18 protein-coding genes are annotated in these 21,653 nt (G+C 41.1%); 1 reads left to right on the top strand and 17 read right to left on the bottom strand.

All coding sequences use genetic code 11. The features are described from left to right. Nucleotides 1-38: 38 nt before the first annotated feature. The 14 genes from NSQ55_RS03725 to NSQ55_RS03660 all read right to left on the bottom strand — a co-directional run bounded on the left by NSQ55_RS03725 (nt 39) and on the right by NSQ55_RS03660 (nt 16,188). The gene (locus NSQ55_RS03725; RefSeq protein ID WP_339171331.1) at nt 39-860 is read right to left on the bottom strand and encodes an alpha/beta hydrolase-fold protein; all 822 of its coding nucleotides are present in this window, start codon (nt 858-860) and stop codon (nt 39-41) included. Beyond that, on the bottom strand, nt 857-1,873 hold the full coding sequence (locus NSQ55_RS03720; protein WP_339171328.1) for an ABC transporter substrate-binding protein: 1,017 nt from the start codon (nt 1,871-1,873) through the stop codon (nt 857-859). Before NSQ55_RS03720 ends, NSQ55_RS03725 begins: the two co-directional genes overlap by 4 nt. A gap of 112 nt (nt 1,874-1,985) precedes the next feature. Then, the gene (locus NSQ55_RS03715; RefSeq protein ID WP_339171325.1) at nt 1,986-3,098 is read right to left on the bottom strand and encodes a helix-turn-helix domain-containing protein; all 1,113 of its coding nucleotides are present in this window, start codon (nt 3,096-3,098) and stop codon (nt 1,986-1,988) included. Between the two features lie 213 nt (nt 3,099-3,311). Then, on the bottom strand, nt 3,312-4,169 hold the full coding sequence (locus NSQ55_RS03710) for a hypothetical protein (protein WP_339171322.1): 858 nt from the start codon (nt 4,167-4,169) through the stop codon (nt 3,312-3,314). After that, nucleotides 4,162-4,740, bottom strand: coding sequence for a sigma-70 family RNA polymerase sigma factor (locus tag NSQ55_RS03705; RefSeq protein ID WP_081383426.1), 579 nt, complete (start codon nt 4,738-4,740; stop codon nt 4,162-4,164). Before NSQ55_RS03705 ends, NSQ55_RS03710 begins: the two co-directional genes overlap by 8 nt. 282 nt (nt 4,741-5,022) lie before the next feature. Next, the gene (ssuE, locus tag NSQ55_RS03700; protein ID WP_076185145.1) at nt 5,023-5,556 is read right to left on the bottom strand and encodes an NADPH-dependent FMN reductase; all 534 of its coding nucleotides are present in this window, start codon (nt 5,554-5,556) and stop codon (nt 5,023-5,025) included. Further along, nucleotides 5,556-6,914, bottom strand: a complete 1,359-nt coding sequence (locus NSQ55_RS03695; RefSeq protein ID WP_339171320.1) for an LLM class flavin-dependent oxidoreductase — start codon at nt 6,912-6,914, stop codon at nt 5,556-5,558. Before NSQ55_RS03695 ends, ssuE begins: the two co-directional genes overlap by 1 nt. Before the next feature lie 137 nt (nt 6,915-7,051). Continuing rightward, entirely contained in the window at nt 7,052-8,059 is a 1,008-nt protein-coding gene (locus NSQ55_RS03690) for an ABC transporter substrate-binding protein (RefSeq protein ID WP_339171317.1), read from the bottom strand. 154 nt (nt 8,060-8,213) lie between these two features. Further along, complete coding sequence (locus NSQ55_RS03685) at nt 8,214-8,984, bottom strand: ABC transporter permease (RefSeq protein ID WP_254857081.1); 771 nt, start codon at nt 8,982-8,984, stop codon at nt 8,214-8,216. A gap of 76 nt (nt 8,985-9,060) precedes the next feature. Next, nucleotides 9,061-9,870, bottom strand: a complete 810-nt coding sequence (locus tag NSQ55_RS03680; protein WP_081387204.1) for an ABC transporter ATP-binding protein — start codon at nt 9,868-9,870, stop codon at nt 9,061-9,063. Nucleotides 9,871-10,133: 263 nt separating this feature from the next. Then, nucleotides 10,134-12,548, bottom strand: a complete 2,415-nt coding sequence (locus tag NSQ55_RS03675; protein ID WP_339171314.1) for a restriction endonuclease-like protein — start codon at nt 12,546-12,548, stop codon at nt 10,134-10,136. Beyond that, entirely contained in the window at nt 12,520-14,712 is a 2,193-nt protein-coding gene (locus tag NSQ55_RS03670) for an AAA family ATPase (protein WP_339171311.1), read from the bottom strand. Before NSQ55_RS03670 ends, NSQ55_RS03675 begins: the two co-directional genes overlap by 29 nt. A 210-nt stretch (nt 14,713-14,922) precedes the next feature. After that, the gene (locus NSQ55_RS03665; RefSeq protein ID WP_339171308.1) at nt 14,923-15,444 is read right to left on the bottom strand and encodes a nuclease-related domain-containing protein; all 522 of its coding nucleotides are present in this window, start codon (nt 15,442-15,444) and stop codon (nt 14,923-14,925) included. 246 nt (nt 15,445-15,690) lie between these two features. Further along, nucleotides 15,691-16,188, bottom strand: coding sequence for a hypothetical protein (locus tag NSQ55_RS03660; protein WP_339171305.1), 498 nt, complete (start codon nt 16,186-16,188; stop codon nt 15,691-15,693). Between the two features lie 151 nt (nt 16,189-16,339). On the opposite strand from NSQ55_RS03660, the gene NSQ55_RS03655 reads away from it, so the two are divergent. Next, nucleotides 16,340-16,585 carry a helix-turn-helix transcriptional regulator gene (locus tag NSQ55_RS03655; RefSeq protein WP_339171303.1) on the top strand — a complete coding sequence of 82 codons (246 nt, stop codon included), beginning with the start codon at nt 16,340-16,342 and terminating at the stop codon, nt 16,583-16,585. A 259-nt stretch (nt 16,586-16,844) separates the two neighbouring features. Here the strand turns inward: NSQ55_RS03655 and NSQ55_RS03650 are convergent, their stop codons facing one another. The 3 genes from NSQ55_RS03650 to NSQ55_RS03640 form a co-directional block, all read right to left on the bottom strand. Next, on the bottom strand, nt 16,845-19,709 hold the full coding sequence (locus tag NSQ55_RS03650) for a hypothetical protein (protein WP_339171300.1): 2,865 nt from the start codon (nt 19,707-19,709) through the stop codon (nt 16,845-16,847). Between the two features lie 19 nt (nt 19,710-19,728). Next, the gene (locus tag NSQ55_RS03645; protein ID WP_339171297.1) at nt 19,729-20,472 is read right to left on the bottom strand and encodes a hypothetical protein; all 744 of its coding nucleotides are present in this window, start codon (nt 20,470-20,472) and stop codon (nt 19,729-19,731) included. Between the two features lie 275 nt (nt 20,473-20,747). Next, complete coding sequence (locus NSQ55_RS03640; protein ID WP_339171294.1) at nt 20,748-21,653, bottom strand: hypothetical protein; 906 nt, start codon at nt 21,651-21,653, stop codon at nt 20,748-20,750.

The following is a 21,653-nucleotide window of genomic DNA, read 5'->3' as shown; positions in this document are numbered from 1 at the left end:
CAGCCAAGGGCCAGCTCAGATGCAAAATAATATGATTTCTAACGCAAGTCAGAGGATGTGGTGAGCAAAAATTTGACGGCCCGACTAATCGCACCCGAGATTACACTCACATGCTCCTCTTGCTCAAGCAATGCCCAGCTTACTTCAAAGCTTGGAAGGTGTAAGGCCATCATGCTGTTACATAAATCCAAGCTATCCTTGACCATATAATCGAGCTCTTCTCCACCGGCAATCATAAGCGTTTTAGGTAACTGACTTAGTGTATTGCTGTGTAAATCAGCTTTAAAACTCTCATACTCCTTTAAAAGTGCGTAATCATTCCACCAGATGGAAGCACTACTTGCAATATAATGTGAGAACAAGGTGGGTTGTGTAAACAACGCATGCAGAACAAATAATCCGCCAAAGGAATGACCAAACAATGCTTGCTTCTGCTTATTGATAACAAACCGCTGGGCAATGGCTGGCATTAACTCTTTTTCAAAAAAAGCTAGCAGCTCATCTGCCCCGCCAAATTCAGGCCAAGGCTCCCCGTTGGGACGTTTCGGTAAATTCGCGAGCTCGGCTGGCATGGTTAGATCATAGGTTCGACGCACGGTATCAAACGCCTCACCCCCAGGATAACCAATTCCAACAACAATCGCGGGTGGATAGCCTTTAGGCTTACGCGTCAGCAATCGGGTGATTTCAGCAGCGGTTTCAAAAAGCCCATTGCCGTCAAGAACATAAATGACGCCGTAGCCATCTTTTGCAGACTCATCCAACGGTTTTGCAATAAAGATTTCATAGTCCTTATGATTAGCTTTACTCGTGATCAGCATCGTTTCATAGTTTGGTTTTACGTACGGTTTGATAATCATGGCAGCAGGAACGCTACAATATCGTCCATCGTTTTTTGATAAGCAATTAATCCACTGGATCTCCAGTGATCGCCATCCACCTCGAACACTTTACCTGCTTGAACTGCTGGCAGCGCCTTCCATAAAGGACTAGCTTTAATGTCTGCCAGGAAAGCATCTCCCAGACCATCATTATCGTTAATAAAGATATAATCCGCGTCTAAATCAGACAACATTTCCAGCGAAATATCAGCGGACATTTCACCTTCTACAAGAGCACTTTGAGCAAAGCCTAGCTCACTCAGCACATAACCCCCGTAATGGAAGTTACCCACTAAAAAGATTGCACGGGCATTCGCATTAATATAAATTGCTTTTTTACCGGCAGAAACGCTGGCTAACTGTGCTTTAGTTGCTTCTAGCTTTGTATTGTAAGCAGCAATAGCTTCTGTTGCTTTATCCTCTAAACCTAGCAATTTCGCAATCGTTTCTGTGGCCTCCACTACATTGCCGAGTGCATTCTTAAACACGTAAGTTGGAGCAATTTGCGAGTAGTTTTCATAAACACCATTTTGTGCATAAAAAGCAGTGGGGAATATAATTAATTCCGGCTCCAAATCTACTACAGATTCTGGAGAGGGAACACCATGAGCGAAGCTGATTTCTTTTACACCACTTAACGTATCCTGTAGATACTGCTGCGGTCTTTCACCCGTGGACCATTGGGCTACTGGGGTTACACCAAGGGTAACTAAGTAATCCTCTAGACCAGGGGCATACACCTTTTGTACAGTCCCCGGAATGTTTACTGTATTGCCTACTTGGTCAGTTACTACAAACGCATCTCTAGCCGCTACTTCCGTTTCTTGTACAGCGGGTTCATCGGTTGCAGTTGCACTCGCTTCACTGGTTGTTACTGGAGTATCTGTTGCTTGCTGATCAGCTGTATTATTGCCGCCGCAAGCTGTTAGTAGAATGGATAATAAACCAACCATTACAACATAACTTATTGTTTTTGTATTAAACCCCTTCATGATAGACCTTCCCTCTTTCCTATATTCTCAATAATAATCATTCTCAGTATTGAGTGTATAAGAGATAGGACGCATTGACCATGTAACATCTTATGATTAGACATGTACATTTTCAAGGTATCATCATTACTGCAACTTCCTCTAGCATTCGTTTTAAAGCCACAGGAGAGTATTCAAACCAAGGATCGGAGTGAATAACATAGATTTGTCCCTGTTCGATAGCCTCTAACTGTCTAAACCCAACATCTCTCTGCAAATGATGCCAAGTTGCTCGTGACTCATCATCGGGGCAGATAATCGTAAACAGCTTATCTACCTTCAATTTACCTAATTCATCAAAAGTAATCTCAGTATTATATAGACCGGGCTGTTCATAACTAGATTCCGCTCCCAAATCCTGAAATAAAAGATGCTGAATGCCTGTATTACAATAAGCAAAGATTTGCTGCTGATAGATACGTATAACTAGAACTTTAGGTGGTGTAGAGTTCCAGCCTAATCCGCGACGAACGTCTTCCAATCTTGCCCTATATTGCGTGATCCACTGTTTCGCTTCTTCTTGTTTATTTAGTCGGGCAGCAAGTTCAGTTAAGGCTACTAAACAATCTTGCTTATCATCCAGCCAATAGATTGGAAAATGATCCTCTATCCGTTTTACCAGCTCTGACGACAAATCTTTGGGAGAAATAAGAAGATCAATTGGCAAATGCAATAGCTCATTGGGGCTGCAATAATTTTTGTTTTGCGTCAAGGTTACCTTATGCTCGATTTCTTGCGCCCACAAATTATAGTAGTACGGTGTCCACTTTGCACTTAAAGGTGCAGCAAACGGGATGATCCCTGCCGCGTGTAGATACCCCATCATATTCCCAGTTACAACACCGATATGAGATTTTTGCTGGCTGGAATACATCGTTGGCGAGATCCCTTCAACCTTTTTGAACACTCGGCTAAAATAAAACTCATCACTATATCCAACAGCCTCTGCTATAAACTTTAAGCGAACATCTTCCTTTTGCAATAATTGTTTAGCCTTTTGAATCCGCAGCTGGGTAACGAACTCCATTGGACTTTGTATATATTCCTGTTTGAACGCTGAGGAAAAATAACTGGAGCTAAGGCCAGAAAGATTAGCTAAATGTGCTAAAGACAAGTGCTTCGTGAAATTCTCTTCTATATATTTTCTAACCTCAGTTAAATCTGTCTTTTGCGATTGTTTTTGCATGCTGTCACCTCTTTACTGCTTATATAAATGCACTTAACTCTTTATTCATTCATTAATTGATAATCATTATCAATTATACTTTTGTTTTTGGGGGGTGGCAATGGCTGGGGAACGTTCTATAAAAGTGTGCTCAAAAAAGAAGACGCTCAGGGGACTAATCCCCTCGCGTCTTCTGTGTGTAACTATAGGCTGCTGCTGCCCAGAGTAAGTCTTTTATTTTGAATCTACAGCCGGAGCCGGAGCCGGAGCTGCAACTGCTGCGCCATTCTTTTGCGAGTTCTCCTTCACTTGACCTTGCTCTAAAGGCTGAACAGGCGCACCAATGTTAAAACTTTCAATGATTTTCCCTAGTGTAGCTTGGTCAAAATCTACTTGGGAATACAACTCTACTGTATAGCCATCCTCTTCCCAAATCACAATTCCATTTGCATAATAAACCTTAGTCCCGTTAATTACTTCTGTCTTCACTTCTTCCGTAGTGCTGATCCCATTGTCCCCGCCCTTGGAGATTAAAAAATTCACAGCATTCTCACCGGAATTATACTGCACTTCAACCATGCTGGTCCCCTGAAGAACACAATTCACAAACTCATAGTCTCCCATCCAATCGGGTGCCGGGAAGTTCATGCCAAGTGCTGCACGTGCTTCATCTAGGCTCAACTTAGCTGCAACCGGCAATTCAATGACCGCATTCTCCCCACCTTGGGCATCTTCAGATGGAGTCATTGACTGTGCAGCCGATGGGATTTCCTTATCGTATTGTGTGATTTCGAGATTTCCCACTTCAAACTTTGCCATGATCGACTGGAACATATCCTGTGCATAGGAGGTTGCAGAGAATGCTCCACCCAGACAAATTACTGCACTGCCAATCACTATTGCATTTCTCCAGCTGCTTTTTTTCATCGTTATCCCGTCCTTTATCTCTGATTGGGGGTTAAGTGCCCCATGGTCCAATTTGTATATCAAGCGGTTATAGATTCTTTCTTTGGCGGTAGTGCTGCCCTGTTCGGCATTCTCAAGCAGTTCTATGGTTTTGCTGAATTTGGTGAGATCATCTTTCTTATTCATTTTTGAACCCTCCTGCCTTTAAGGAAATATGCAGTTTTTTCAAGCTTCTATATACTACGACACCGATATTGGACTCACTAACTCCCATGATCTGTGCAATTTCGGAATTTTTCAGCCCAGCCCCATATTTCATTGCAATGATATTTCGTTCCTTCTCACGCAGCTTGGAGAGCGCCTTGAACAGTGCCTGATTATTATCCTCACGGATCGCCAGCTCCTCAGGAGACGGCTTGGGAAATATAAGCTCCAGCAACGAATCCAGTGAGGTATAGCTTCTTTTCTTCTGCGCCCGAAAGTAGTCCGTCACAGCATTTCTTACAATGGCAAACAGCCACACCTCAAAATTCGATTTTTCTTGTGAAAAACTATAATACTTACACATCACCGTCTCAAACACCTGACTGCATATGTCCTCTGCCGCGTGGTGGTTATTAATCCGATAACAGATATATTTGTAAACACGTTGGTAGTACGTATCATACATCCGGGTAAATTCCTCTTTGGACATGATAGCTTCACGTGATCTTTCGGTATTCATGTAACGCTCCACTTTACCCTGGATAACCTCCATCTCCACCCTCCTTCCACTCACCTTCATCGAAAAGCTAAACAAATTGCGCAATTTGTTGTGAAGAAACTTACATATGTTAATACGGAGAAACGCCCAAACCATTAACAAATCTTTTGATATAATCGTGGGATGGCAAGAAACCATCATACAACTTATAGTTCACCAAATGGAGACTGGGGACCTTTTTCAACGTTGGTTCATGAGATTAACAATCACAACACAAAAAACGCAACCCCGAAAGGCTGCGTTAATGTTAACCCCTAACTTCCTGTTCTCCCTAATCTAATTAGTTATTTTTGCAGGTGCAAGCTTTAGTAATTCCACGGTTAGCCGCTGCTCCGCTTCCTCATCAATACGATACCCATCAGCTTCTAAGCGTTCAATTTGCCGATCCAAGAAATAAACCGTATTTAAAATCTCAGTAGCACCCAGTACAGATAAGACGGGTTTTAATGCATATTCAATCGCTAGAAGATGGCCTAACGAACCCCCAATAGCAATAGGTACAATTCGCTTACCAACCAGCGCTTTTTGCGGAAGGAGATCTAAATAGGTCTTCAAGATTCCCGTATAGGAGGCTTTATAGATAGGCGTTAATACGGCGACAATATCCGCTTCTTCCACTAGCGCATTGGCCCGCAGAATCGCCTCACTGGCGAAATTGGCCGTAAGCAAATCGTCCGCTGGTAACTCATGTACATAGATCGAATGATGCCAAATCCCCTCTTGCGTTAGAAATCTTTCAACCTGCTGATGAATAGCTGTTAATCGAGATTTTCTAGTATTTCCTCCATTAATAATGACTGCTTTGCTCATTACACATTCCCTCCTGTGCTCGCACCGGTTAGTGCTTTTTCAAGTGTTGTTACAACAGGTACAGATAGCCCTAAATTTCCTCGAAGCGTATAACTCTCATATTCAGTACGGAATAAGCCTCTACGCTGTAATTCAGGAATCACTAATTCAACAATATCGTTAAAGCCCTCCGGGAAATGGGGAGGCATCACATTAAATCCATCTGCACCATCGTTTAAGAACCATTCTTCTAATTGATCTACGATTTGTTCAGGGGTTCCAACGATTTCCCGGTGTCCGCGTGCTCCAGCGATACGCTCATAGATTGCACGAATAGATTGCAGATTCTCACGTTTGGCGATATCACGAATAATGTTGTAGCGGATCCGCGGATTGGTGTCATCTTCAATTGAACTGAATTCCGGAAGTGGTTCTTCGACATCATACCCTGACAGATCAATGTTAGTGAAAGACGACAAATACGATAATCCTACTTCAGGTAAAATATAGCTGTTTAATTGCTGCTGCTTCAACAAAGCTTCTTCCTCTGTTTTTGCTACAGTAATAAATACACCCGGCATGATCTTCAAGTCCTCTGGTTTACGTCTATATTTAGCCAACCGCCCTTTCACATCACGATAAAAGGTTTGCGCTTCTTCAAGCGTCTGCCATGCTGTAAAAATAACCTCTGCGGTCTTCGCGGCTAACTCTTTTCCAGATTCCGATGATCCGGCTTGAACAATCACGGGATGCCCTTGTGGTGTGGTTGATGAATCCAGTGAACCCTGTACCTTAAACCAAGCTCCCTGATGATCAACAGGATGTACCTTTTCTACATCTAAATACCGACCTTGCTCCTTGTCGATGACCAGCGCCTCAGACTCAATAGACAACCAGAGTTGTTTGACAACCTCCACAAATTCCTCAGCACGTTCATAGCGGGACGCATGCTGCAAATGTTTATCCTTACCAAACAGGAGAGCTTCACCCTCATTGGCTGATGTTACTACATTCCAGGCGGCACGCCCCTTGGACAAATGATCAATCGCTGCGAATTTACGCGCTACATGGTATGGATCGTTATAGGTAGTAGTCAACGTGGCCGTTAGCCCGATATTCTTAGTCACTGCTGCAAGTGCGGAGATAATAATAACGGGATCTAGCTTTAATGATGATTGTGCATTTCCGGACAGCTTTTGACCTAATACATCTGCAAAAAATATCATATCGAACTTGCCACGCTCAGCCGTTTGTGCAATCTCCGTTAAATACTCCAAATCAAATGCCCGACTTGCCCCTGAAGAAGGATGACGCCAGCTTGCTACATGATGACCGGGTAGATTAATGAATGCCCCTAATTTCATTTGTTTTTTTGTCATGTTAACCACTCCTATTGTTTGATTTTCTATTAAGGAAATCCGTACACAAAGGCGGATGCTCACGCTCCTACAGTTCCAAACTTCCCCTCTGCCACTCTCCCTTTTTAGATTGTTGTAGAGTCAACTTATATAAAAAATTATTTAGCAAATGGATTAAATTCGTTCGTATATAACTCTTCCGGTTTCACTTGGCCTTCTTTTAGCTCCCCATTTGCCACAAGCCAATCAATCCAGACATCGTATTCCGAGGGTGTAATCACGCCGCCTTTTTCAGAGATACCCGTACTCTTCCAAAACTTAAGATTATCTATGGTTTCCTTTCGTTCACGCTTATTAATAATTTCCTCGAATCGTTTAATTACTTCCTCCCTAGGTGTCGTTCGGGCCCATTCAATGGCTTTTGCAACTCCATCTACAAATTGCCTGACGGTATTCGGATTCTCCTTGATATACTGATCTGTAAAGAAATAATCACCCGCAGTAAACTCTGTGCCAAACACATCAATATCCTTAAAAATTTCTGCGACCCCACCTGTTGTTAAAGCCCGATCCCGGGCAATCCCGCTTAACATAACCACATCGATCTGATGATTTCGCAGAATCTGTTCTGCACTAGAACTTGGAACTGTCACTAAGGTTACTTGTTCAATTTCCTTTTCGGTCAAGTTGCCTTGGCGTAAATAATCTTTAATGACGAATTCCGAATGGGCACCGAGAATATTCACCCCTACTTTTTTACCAATAAAATCTTTAGCCGACTTTATAGCTCCCCCCTCGAGGGCATATGCACCTACATACGTATTTTTATCACTGCCGTAGGAGCCAATGACGGACTTTATTTTTACATTCTTGGCGTAGGATTTAATAATGGCTCCATTGAATGCTGCACCAAAGTCAATTTGTTTCGTCGCGGTTAATTGAATACTTTCCGGACCACCCACGCTGTCACCTATAGACTCTAACTTCAAATCTCCTAGGTAACCTAAATCGGCGGCCAGCTCTGGGAAAGACACACTTCCAGGTGCAGACTGATATTGCAGGATCTGATCTTCTCCACTTTTGGCGGAGGACTTCCCCTCTGAGCAGCCAGATAAAATACCACTAACCAAGCCTACAAGTATAAGCAGTGCTACTGTTTTGTTCATCTCGCTTCTCCTTTTCCAAATGAATTGTATTTTTCTGAGCTACAGTTCCAAACTTCCCTCCGCCACTCTTCCTTTTTAGATTGTTTTAAGTACAATTAATTCAATTTATTTAGTTGGTATTATTCATAAAAAATATCACTTCATAATCCCCATTCTATTCATTCACCGGTTGCTTCCATTTAGAAAATTTACGCTCAAGCATAGTCAAGCCTTGGTTGATTAGCAAACCCAACAAAGCAATGGTTAATATACCGGCGTACATTTGAGGGATCTGAAAGTTATATTGAGAATAAGTGATTAAATAGCCTAAGCCTTCTTTTGCCCCTACCATTTCTGCCGCAATCAACACTAATATCGCCCCTGTTCCTGCCATTCGAATCCCTGTAAAAATAGTTGGCACGGATGCCGGCAAAATCACCTTTAGAAATAACTTAAACGACTTAATATTCATGGATTTGGCCGCTTTTATAAGCAAGGGATCAACGTTACCTACAGCAGCAATCGTATTTAGAAGAATAGGCCATGTACAAGCAAATAGGACGATCGTAATCTTGGAGGTTTCACCAATCCCTAACAGCAGCATAAATACCGGAAGTAAAGCGAGCGCAGCCGTGTTTCGAAACAATTCCAACACTGGATTTAACAGCTCTCGGGCCAATGGATACCAGCCAATCAGTAATCCTAACGGGATCGCAATCACTAACGCTAATGCAAATCCACTGAACGAGCGAATGATACTCGCTAAGAAATGAGTGAATAGCTCACCTGAAGCTATCAAATTCCATAAGGCGGTGATTACCTCAGAAATAGGCGGGAAAAATGCTGCGTCAACTAAGCCGGTCCGTGGTGCGACTTCCCATAGTAAGAACAATAAGACTAAGACAATGGACTGTTTGAACACCTTAAGCACGCCGGAAAAAGAAATAGGATTTCGTTTCTTTAGCTGTAACGTTGAATGAACAGACTTAACGGATTCGATGGGAATCCCCCCCCTTTATAGATTAAATATATGCACCTTTGTATTCAGGTTCATGCAAATAACCCCATACCTCATGTCGAGCCTTCACAAAATCAGGATGTGAGCGAATATCCGCATCTTCCAATCGTGATTGAAGCGGAATATCTACAATCTTCCTCACCGTCCCGGGCCCTGGTGTCAGTACGACTACCCGCTCCCCAAGATAAACGGCCTCATCAATGCCATGCGTAATAAATATGATGGTTTTTTGGGTCTTCTGCCAAATCCGTAAAAGCTCACTTTGCAGGGATTCACGTGTTTGGGCGTCCAGTGCGGCAAAAGGCTCATCCATTAACAAGACATCTGGGTTAAAGGCAAGACTTCTGGCAATGGCTACACGCTGCTTCATCCCCCCGGAAAGCTCATGTGGATAACGGTCTCCGAAATCACTAAGCCCAACTAACGAAAGAAAATGCCCAACCTGTTCGCTACGTTCATGCTTCGGAATCCCCTTTGCTTCTAACCCAAATTCAATATTGCCACGCGCGGTCTTCCACGGAAATAAAGCATACTGCTGAAACACAATACCTCGATCAAGGCCTGGACCTGTTATTGGGTGACCATCTATTAAAATGCGACCCTGTGTTGGGGATGATAAACCACTAATCAAATCAAGCAAAGTTGACTTACCGCACCCGCTTGGCCCCACTATCGTTATGAATTCACCTTTTCTTACGGAAAAGTCCAACTCTTTTACCGCCGTGAATTGCTGCGTTCCCTCCTTTTGCTTAGAATCTCGGACACTGAACGTTTTGGTGACACTCTCAAATCTGATTTTCTCAGCAGCAGCCATTGACTTCACCTCTTTTAGTTATTATTACGGGAAAGTGATTGTTCGCCAAAAAGGCTCAGATGACAACGACTAGCGTTTGTCCCCTGAGCCTCTGGTTGAACCAGTCAGCATATTCCGTTTCGTACTCACGATCACTAAAATTTAAACATCAATAATTTGTATTAATCTGATGGGATTACTATATTTTAATCCGCTGGGGTTGTCAACAATAAATTCATAATTATGGAATTAACTAAACAAACCTTACTTCATGTTCACTAACCTTAAATATTCCGAACTTCAACAACCTTTCCCAAGTCCACATACTGCTCATGATCCAACTTCACCTTCACTCTGCCCCTTCGGCGTTTCTCACGCCATTCACGAAGATCTCCCTCCGTTTCTAAGCGAAGCTCCGCGATTTCCAAGGCACGATCCAGAATATATTTACTCGTATAGAGCACCGTTTGTATTCTTTGACCACCTAGCATGATAGGAGACGTAATTGCTTTCCATTCCTCGACCGTAAATCGTACATACAGATCTTCTTCAGTACCCGGGCGACAAGGAACCTCTTTAATCTCATTACGCCGCAGCACCTTCCAATCCGCTACTTTCCCTACCCAGTGAATCCCCGTTTTTGCAGGATCAATGAACTTTTTGCGGGATTGGCACATCGCTACGTATTCAATTTGCGTTAGGATCTTCTGATTTGCAAGATTCCTTAACGGCATATGATAAAAAGCTTTCCCCAGCGCCACCTCCACTTGTTCGGGTCCCCGGACAGAACCAACAAGCACATTTTTGCCCGCGAGTTGGTTGGTATAGTATTCTTTCGTGCCGCGTGGACGAGTCGAGCGTTCATAAGCTTTTTCCGGACTATCCTGAATAATCTCATCCAAGAATCGCTCCACTAGGCTTGTAGAATTCGGTAGGAATGGCAAAGCGCCAATATTCAATAGCTCGATGCTTTTGTAGAATCGGTGGGTCTTATACCGCTCCTCATCCGGGTAGGGGAATAAAACATAGGCGCCAAACATGCTTCGCTCATATTCTTCCGATCCCTTCTCCTGATACACAATGGCATCCCGATAACGGTGCATGGTGTTGATGTCATCCTCTTCAGGACCAGGCTGCCTATAAGTGCGGTGATAGGAAGTCCCTTCATAAGCCGGATTTAACCGATATTTCGCATCAAAAACATACTTATACTCTTTGATTTTGCCAGCATCCTTCTTCTTCAGTGTCAGCACATTATCCGGACGCTGATTGAGCGTCGGTGCCTTATCCGAGCTAGGAATCGCATTATAATACAGGATGAACTGCTCTCCGTTAACTGGATTCTCGTACACCATCTTAGCGCTCTGCGAGCGGTCAAGGGTAACAAAAATACCATTCCGATTCACCTTAATAATATCCTGCTTCACCAGCTTATACTTCTGACCCAGAAGCTGATTCAACTTGAGGAAGCACCAGTATTCATAGAGCTGCGCGACATCCTTCATAGACAGGCGCAGCAGATCACCTTGGATCGACAAGCCTTTGAGCAGCATTAGATAACAGCGATAGACCTCGCGGTATCCAGGGGCCATCTGCAGCACCAGTGTAACGGACATCTGCCTCAGTACTCCAGCCTCACGCAAAAAATCCATCTTGAGCACCCGCTCTAGTTGAGTGAGCATGTTGTCTAACCTTTTTATAAGTAATGGATCTGGGGTTCGGTTTTTAATCTTCCAGCGACCCTTGAGCTCTTTCAGCTTTCCATGAATGCGTTCCAGCATCCAGCGGATGAACCGGTTTTCATTAGTATCATAGGCGAGGCGTCTTCGTGTCTCCATTAAATGTGTGGCTGTGTAATTTCGGCTGCCGATGGTCAAGAATCCATGGTTCATGTCTTCTCTTAATCGTTCGGGATGCTTCGCGAGCTCGCGGATGTTCTCTCTTCCTGCCTTTTTGACCCGATTGGCATCCACTAGTCGGCAGTCCTGAAGCAGAGCGTAATGGGGATTCTTGTTAATCCGCTCAACCGCATCCAGAAGCTGTCTAAAAACATGCTGAAGTATGGTAAAAAACTCCGTCAAGCTCTGATGCTGCGTCTCCCGCAAGCCTGTTAGTTGGTAGGTTTTGCGCAAAAAATCAAAGGCCAAATTATAAATCTGCTCATTCACTTCATTTAAAATATTCTGGTAATCCAGCTTGTAATCCATTTTAGAGGGGAAGATCTCCATCTCTACCCGCAGCAAAGCCTGTCCCGAACTGCGGATCTCCCATTCCGTCAAACCGACCTCATTCCCAAAGTTCAGCACACCCGCAAGAATAGACTCCCCTAGGGGCTTAATTGCCTGCCGAAGCAGCACATTGTCATGATAAAAAGAGAGGTTAGCAGCGGTCTTCCTCTGAATCACCAGCTCATACGACTGTGTCTCATAAAAACAAGGAAAGACCGACTCCCCCGGCTGCCAGTCCACCATCCCGTGAGCTTCAGGAGAAAACACTTTAATCTGAACATTACCAAGCCGTTCGGAGCATGTAATCCCAAACTGAGCATTTACCCACTCCTGACTAGAAGAACGATGAAGCTGCAAGGTCTCCACAGTAGGATGATATGGCCTTCCTTGAAGAAAAAGCGTAAAAAGCTCCGTTTCTACACGGAGCAATTCTACCGCCTGATTAAGAGAGCCAGTATGAGGTGAATCCATCTTCCTCCAGCCTCCTAAGCATAAAAGCCAATTTACGCGCACTTTGTGGATGTTTGGCTGTAGGGGGAGTTTGTCCAGCAGCCCATTTCAGGTAGAGTGGAGAAGCATCATTGTCCATAAGATCTTCAATATTTACCGTCACACCAGATCCGGTACCAAGAGCCCCTTTCATCAATTTCAATAATACCCGGCGAACCGAAGAATGGCTCCCTTGAATACGCGGCAGTATCTTTTGCAGCAGTTGCCAGTCAAAGGCTTCTTCCTCACTCATCAGCTTGTACCGTTCGTTATAGATCATATAGAAGCAAATCGCATCCCGTACCCGAAAACCTACATGAGCGTGGATATCCTCAAGCAAAGCATTGATCTTAACCAATCTCTCTGTCGTCCGTACAACAAGCTCTTTGTTGGTATCATAGGCATCCACTAGCTGCAAATAATCGGAACGTAGAAAAAGATGATTCAGTTCGGCAACGTCAGAGCTATCACTGGTCTCTACCTGCACACCCAAATCCGGATACTGCTGCAGATTAATATAATTGAATTCTAGTGTATTGGCTCGATCCAGTACCTTTTTGCTAAAAGGATGTGTCGTTTCGTCCATGTTTACAGTCCCGATTAAGAACACATTCTCCGGAATACCAAGACTGCCATACTTCACTTGATCCTCAGATGTATCCAGCATGGTAGAAGATATGAGATCCTGTGTCTGGATCTTTCCCTCCTGCCAGTCCTGTGTTTCCAGCACACTTAGCAGGTCACTGAAATAATGCTCTACCCGCGCCAGATTCATCTCATCCATGCAGATAAAATAAGGTTTATACTGATTCTCCGGTTTCCACGCCTCTACTAATACTTCCGTGAGCGGACCCGGTTTGAACCTGCCCGAAAGATCCTTGTACCCCAACAGATCCGCAGGATCACTCCAATCTGGCCGCACTGGGATCAAGGTAAACTGGCCGTTATTCCCCGTTGCACCAAGAGCTTCTGCAAACAGCTTCACCAACCGAGTCTTCCCTGTTCCGGATATGCCTGCCAGAATGACAAAAGGCTTTGTCTTTAGCGAGAGGTAAAAATTCTCGATAAGGTGCTCAGGGAAGAAGAAACCTTTGCGACGGATGTGGGATTGGATTTGGTGGAGTAATGTTGTAATACTAGAATCTGATGGCGGTAGAATAGGAATCACCTCATGCGGGCTCTCCGTATTGGAGGCAGCCTCATCTTGATCTAGAATGGTAAAATCAGGCCAAGTGACCTCTGGCGTTAGCGATTGAAGTACTTGAAGTCCTTGTCTTGAAAAGCGAAACAAATATCCTTGATTAACTCCGCCTCCAGAATGAAGCGGACCTTGGGTTAAGTTCACTTGCATAATTTGCTGATTAAACTGTTGTAGCATAATGGGCGGAATGAGTTTCACATACTCCGTCCGAACCAAACGACCATCCTCTTGCCAGTTCGTATTGGCCATAGAGCCTGGCTTGGTTGCTTCAACCGCAGCATCTGTTACATGGCTTACATAACGAATAGCTTTATTAGAATAATGGAGGATGATATCTCCTTGTTCAACTTCCTTCATCGTCTCCCAATGATATAGCTTTCGGCCTTGCGAATTCAGTAGGGGCGCCCACAGAATCCCCTCTTCCTTCTCCGCTTGAATAGTCGTTCCCTGATTCACCCACCAAACATTAGGCTTCGACTTAAACGTTATAAACGCTAAACGGTATTCGAAAGGAACTCCTGTGGCAAAGAAATCTATGTATTCAGCTTGATCTTCAGGAACAACAACCTGAGGTCTCTTCGCATCATCTGCTTGTTGGTTCGTTCTCTCTTGCATAATGTAGGAATAGGAATGCGAGAAGGTTTCAATTAATAAATTCTTCAACGTTTGGTTTCCGTTATAGCGGAGTTGAAGGGCTTCCCGACCAGCAGATACTTGATCAATTTTAAATAATGTGGCTTCATAGTTCCGATCTTCATGGACCAGCTTAACTTTTCGCCCTTCACCTAAACTAGGCTGTTGACCTTGATTAGCTTCCAAAAAATCCGGATGAAACTCAACAGGAATATGAGTGCCATCACGAAAAATGGAAAAGTCCACCTTTTTCCGACCGATTAAGTTAGGGATCTCTGTATCCTTCCACCAGCTTCGTAGTTGTTTGATCATTTATGTTAACTCCCTTAGTACAATGATAGGTAACTCATAGGTACTTCTAGTTTTTTTGCTTTATTCTCTGTACGTGAAGCTTGCGAATCTCCGCATCGGTTATATTGGCATGAAGCAAATGCTCATAAAACGTTTGTATTTGCGCCGGAGAGATAGAAGGTTCAGGAGTTCCTGTTTTTAAACTGATCAGCTTCCTAGAGATAAACTCACTTAGTTCCACATCAAAGACAACCAGTTCGTCCGAGTGGATTTTCCGAAGATCCGAATAATACTGAACCGACATCTCATCGTGAATGAAACCATAGAGATAAATTTCACTGCAGCTATATCTTGTATCAGGCTCTCGATGGCCTTAATATGTCCATAGTTTTGCTTCAGCGGATTATACATCTTGTAACGATTGCTCACTGACCATTGATGATCCGTTCGCCCACCTTTAATTTCTCCATTGTAGTTTTTCGTCTCAATGACAAATAAGCAATACGGTGAAATAACGATATGATCAATCTGGGTGTAACCTGTTCGAGACTTGGGATTAGGGAGCATTAGATCGCTTAACGATTTACACTCCTTAGGTAACTGATCGAGTTGAATATTGATTTTATGCTCACCTAACTCTCCAATTCGTGTGGAAGCAACCTTCGGTTTCGACTTGGGAGTTTGTGCCTTACGCACTGCCTGTGGTGGCTTAGTGTCGGATTTTTTAAAGAAGGACTTTAGCGCTTTAAACATAGCAAAACCTCGTCTGATATAGATTTACAATATGTATGGTTATTCGACAATATGGGAAGATATCCCTTTATTCATATCATAAATGGAGGTCTGCCCTCTTTTGAATGAACAGCATCTAAAAAACAAAAATTCCAAATATATATAAAGAAAAAAAGACTGTCGCATTGACAGTCCGAAAATAAGATATGCGTATATCCCCTTTGGTTCCGATACCTATGTGCTTCTCCGCTACCCGCAGGGCATGTCTTAGTCCGAGAGAAATGAAGGGGCAGTAAGGGCATGTTCAAGCTGCATGCCATCCTTTAGTCCTTGAAGATATAGACGTTCATAAAGAACGGCTTGCTTCGATTGAAGCTTATCCTCCCAGTGCTCAAACTCTGGCATACGTGCAATGTCCATGGAGTCAAACAACGCTTGAAAAGCTTTGCGCTCTTCTTCAAAAACATATCTAGGTTCGGATTGATGTTCAATCTGTGCGGTCACCTCATCCAATCGACCTTGAATCGTCTGTAAAAACCATGCCGGAAAGCCCACCATATCCCCTCCAAGATAGAAACTCAAACGAAACGACACTGTATGTCCGTTTTTTTCTTGGTACATCCGATTAATGAGTTCGTCAACCTTACGACTCTGAGCCTGAACCGCTTCATTGCTGCTTAACGGAATTCCCTGCTCCAGTGATTGCAGTCCGAGTTCATTCAGCTTGCGCTTTTCCTCCTCATATTTGTGCTTCAGATGTTGCATTGCACCCCCACCTTCCTGGAAAAGCTATGTCTGTAGACGATGTGCAGAGATTTTAATGCGGTTATCGGTTTATTTTATTTTAATTCGATATTCGCATTAAAACAACCGTTACCTCGCATACAATTTGGTTAAATTGTGAGGTGACACGGAAATGAGACATCGCAAAGAGCCCCCTGGTGACAAAAACATTATCGGGACGCGAGTTGTAGCTATTCGAAAAGCTAAACGAATGAAGCAAAAAGACTTCCTCGCCAAGTTGCAAACCTTCGGTTTAGACATTAGTCCGACTAGTTTATCGCGGTTGGAAGGTCAATATAGGCTTGTGCAGGATTATGAAGTGGTTGCCATTGCGAAAGCATTGGATGTTTCTGTTGGGGAGTTGTTGGGGGAGGGTTAGTGCCGGAAGATTGGGATATAGTTCGAGAACTGTAGTACATAGCTGATCTATCATGAACATTCCGTGTTACAACTAAACTAGTATCCTTAGTCAATTAATTCATATCACTTTCATATAAAACCAGATATAAAAAAAGGAAGGCATCCCTCCAATTTGCTAAGACGGGATGCCTGCAACACCCATGAAATTAATTTATGTTGTTCTTAGAATTGTTACCATACTACATACACCATATTAGATTTTATTGTTACTCAAATTTCTAAAATTCCATTTCAACTAATTCCTCAAAACTAATTACTTTAATAGGAGAATTGAACAAGTAAGGGCTAATCATTGATTTACTTATTACAATTAACGGTCTAACTTTCCACACTTCTAAATTATTTATTTGAATTTGATTATTAGACAAAACAATCTGTAGATTTTTTTCGAACCAATCTGCACGCCTTTTGTGTTTAGTTACAATGCAACTATCTTTTTCTGAATCTACGAAAAGCTTACAAAGTTCATGATGTATTTCAAAAGGAGTGCTCGCACGATTTAAATCTTTACATTCAACTAACCAGATAATTTGCTTATTAGGGTTTATAATCATAACATCTATATCCCCGAGTTCTCCCTTTTCGCCTGAAATCTTTTGCTTGCCTATTTTTTTTACTTGACTTTTAACAATAAGATCGCGATCTGTTTTAATGTATTGTTCAACTTTTTGATTAAATTTATTTCCCGTTTCATTGACAAGCTTGCTGATATATTGCTTCATCTCTAGAGACTTTGCTTTAAATGTACCATTAACAATCAAATTAAAGAAATAATACAAAGAATTGTATAAATGATTATAACTAAAAATTATAAAACCATCTTGAAGTATGATGGGTCTTCGTAAATAAGATAATTCTCTATTAAACCTCCAAGGCCAAACATCATATTTTTGAAACGGTGTACCGGGATTAATAAATGAACTCCTCATTGATAGGCTCATTAAAGCAATGAATTGATTAAAGACAGCGTCTGCTACACCATATTTATCCTGGGCGACTAGCTTCAATTTTTCAACCGGCTCACAAACTATAGGCACTTCTTTTTGAATAGATAGTTCCAATAACAGCCCTGCTAATTGTAAGAATTCTATATAACTCAATCCAAATTCTTTAACAAAACCAGCATTAAACTGCACGTCAGTTGATTCGTCTTCTGTTATATCGTCCTCAGAATCTATCCAATTATATTTAAAACCCGCTATTCTTTGATGTACGTTCCCCCTTATAATCATATTGTGGAAACCATTATAAATATCCGCAAACTTATTAGCACGCGTGCTAAAAACTCCATTATCAATTATGATATCAACCTCCCCCAGTTTATATCTAATAAGATCACTTTCTTGACCGAGAGAAATAATCCGTGAAGCAATCGCAATTAAACGATCCAAGGACTCCAAAGTGAAATTGCGACTCCCTTTTTTGGGTGAAGCAGCAGCATATTCTATCAGGAACCTAATTGCTACACTAGCTTGATTGAGTTCCTTTGTCTCTTTTTCAATTTGTTTAAATGCATAATCTTCTTCAGGAAAACATGCCATAAATGCCGGAGCATTTAAATCTAATGTCATTCTTTTCTTTACTGCGGAGTCATTATACATAACCAGTGTATTAATTAAAGTAGATGGCTCAAATAGTGCAGTTTCTTTCTCTAAATTCTGAAAAAGGAAACCTACTATCTCATTTAATAAGTTCTCTTTCTCGGTTAAACTCTCGGATGGTACAAATTTCTCGTTTACAAAATTTGAAATTTCCATCAAAAGAAAATTTTCATCTTCAGGTTGAACCGGTCTGAAAGGCGGTAACGTTCCAATAGGGGTAAGTTCTGATAAACCTGGGTTTGTCAAAATAATCTTCTTTTTTTCTAAAGGGAACATTACTTTGTTTAATCCATCTAATAGTAATGCTCTATCCAATATAATACCTTCCCGTTCAAACATATCTGCCATGCCTTGCAGCAAGTGCATCATTATTTGTTTCTCACCTAAGTTATCTGCTCTGGATAGTAGAGTAGTAAATGATTTATCAATATCTAAACAAATGATGTTTTTAAAACCACCTGTTATATAAAAAGGGGTACACTCTTCATCATAATTAATGGGTACTTGTTCCCATTCCTCAATCGCCTTCAAGTTAACCTCAACATTTATGGTTTCATAAGGTAATTGTTCAATATCCTTCAATAAAGAAGCAACTTGCCATATCCAATATGTAAGCATGTCTATAACTAAATAATAATATTTCATTTCGTATTCATTATTTAGCGCTTTTTTAGGAACAACCCAAATCCATCGTGATGAAGTAACCTCAACTGCAAATCCAAAATATTCATTCTGAACTTCTTTAGGTACATTGCAAAAAAATATAGGAATGAGGCTATTTAGATAAACAGAAGATACTTCAATGGTTGCATTTGTGTATCGCGATGGTACCACATGTACTCTTGAATGTAAAAATGCTTCCTGCTTTAATGGAAGACCAGTATTAGTTCTTAAAAATAACGCCGCCTTTTCTGAATCTAATGGCAATCTAAACTGATAGCCCTGAGATCGATAGAAAAAAAATAAATCTAATTCGTCAAAATAAACTAAATCAACCTTGGTTTTAAAATTTTCTTTGTTAATCACATATTTATAGAGCCTTAGAACTTCGTCTTGTTCTAACGTAGAAATTACAGATAAACTTTCTAAATTTATAACTAGAATTGGGAATTGAAATTTTTCCTCTATTAAAAACGATATTTCTCGACCGAAATTTTGAATTGCTATAATAAAAAACATATTATTAGGAGGATGCGGATGTTGTCGAAACAATTCAATTGTATTAATAATAGTATTTTTCAGTGCTGTTGCTACATGGTTACCGTTTGCCTTTGTGAACATTTGGTTTGCATCGTAATCTTCTAAGGGATCAGTTACAGTCAATGTTACTGCTACTTTATTTGAATCCAGATTATAAATGCCTTCTTTAATAAAAAAAAAGTTCGTAGTTAATTTAGCTAGCAGATTGGAACCCATCTTTTGCATAGACATCTCTGAGCTTAGTTCGGCAGCTTCATTTATAGCAGTAGCCAATTTATTCAAACAATTATATTCTTGAGCTTTAGAAAAAATATAATGGATCAATGATGAAATAATTAAGTGAGGAGAAGTAACTATAATATTCCCTTAATGGTTTGAGGTTTAATATCGTTTGGTCGGGTACATATTTTTCTTTAGTTGAACCTAGTTCAAAACAGAATTCATTTAATATTTCTATAGATATTTCAGTTTTTAATAGCTCAGCCATAGTGAAAGTAACGGAATTTGTTAGACGTTCCAAGTTATGTTTTGATGGAATTTTAATCTTGTGATTACTATCACTCGAAACAATGACTCCATAATTTAGCCCAGCTTTTTTCAACATACTATCACTTAATGATAAAATTGTAAGCACTACTTCCTCAATATGATTCATAAACTTCGATTCCCCATGGCTCAATTTCACAAGGTTAAGTCCTCTTAAAATCAATCTCAATTGAAATGAACCATTAATAGAAATTCCAGGAAATACAATGTATCCTCCCCCAACAAAATGAATATTTTCAGTAAATAAATTTTCACTGGGATATTCATAATCAAGAAACTCTAAGTCTAGCGAATCTAAATTATTGCATAAATCCTCTAATTCACTCTCGTTTCCTTCCTTCTTATTAGGGTCTGGAGCAATCGAGGCACAATAATGACATAACGCATCTAGTCTTAGATGATAATCTGCATTCTCTGGCATTAACCTTAATGCAGATAATTTTCTTATTAGTCTAAAACTATTGAATGCTTTCAATTCTTTAATTAGCTTTATATGCATTTTTCCACTTCCATTCAAAATCATCGGTAAATATTATTTATATAGATAGGGGAAATCCTCCAACATAGAGTATTTAAAAATATTAGTAAATGTAAGCCCTCTTCCGAGAAAATCGAGACCGATCACGGAAACTCAGCCTTCATCTACGCTCAAATCATCGGCTAATGTAAGAACTCCAAGGTGCCACGCTTCAAATAATAATAAATGGGAACTCTCATACTCTTACAATACTTTGTAAAGATTTTCAATTATAATTCTAAATTTCTTTATTAATTTCAATAATAATTAACCCAATCCGGCTGATTTTCTCCGACAGTTTTTTCAACAATACTAATCCAGTCCGCGATTTGCTGAAGTTTTACCTGCAATTCCTCCAGACTGAGATTACCATCTTCCGCGTCATCCCACAGATTGCTGAGCGCATGTTTAACACCGTCTTCCGGAAAAAATATTGAATCATGATGTAAATTCATCATAAGGGCTCCTTCGCCATCCTTAGCGCACTTACCATTAATAGCGATATGATTAACTAACCATCCGTCAACTGTCCGCTCTATTCGATAGACGTCCGGATGCCCCCACCTTCTGTTATATACGGAAAAGTTCATTTTTTTGTTTAGCGTGTCATCTCCTTTGGTTTCCATCATTTCCCCTCCTCCTCTAATTTCATTCAACAAAGCAGTAAGCATATCATAATGATCATAAAAATCGATTATGTTATTTTCCGGAAGCCTTCCACTATTGATCATCAACCATTTCGATAATATTGGAAGCATTCCCCAATGAAGGATTTGGATTATTGGATGCAAGTTAGAATAAATTTTTCGCAGCCTTGCATGATCAAATGAGAAGCCCTTGCTATTTTTATAGTCATCATAAAATCTTCCAAAGGATTTTAAAAATAGGACTTTGGCAGTTTCTAACTGTCCGATTACCTCATGGTGCTTCTTGAGTATTTTTTGGATATCCTCAAGCTTTCTTGGCTTAAGAATGAATTTCCCACCGTTTTGTTCAAAAAAATACTCTAAATTATAAGCGATGTCCCTCTTACGAAAATGAAAAACCGTCTCGATTTCTAATAGTGAATATTCCCTTGACAGTTCAAAATCCCCTCTTGAAATTCCACGAATAATTGAGATTAATAAATTCCTTCGCCTTGCAGTTGTTTCTGTTATCGACAT

Origin of the sequence: Paenibacillus sp. FSL H7-0943, assembly GCF_037963265.1 — a bacterium.
Taxonomy (GTDB): Bacteria; Bacillota; Bacilli; order Paenibacillales; family Paenibacillaceae; genus Paenibacillus_AQ; species Paenibacillus_AQ odorifer.
This window is presented reverse-complemented; position numbering and strand designations above follow the sequence as displayed.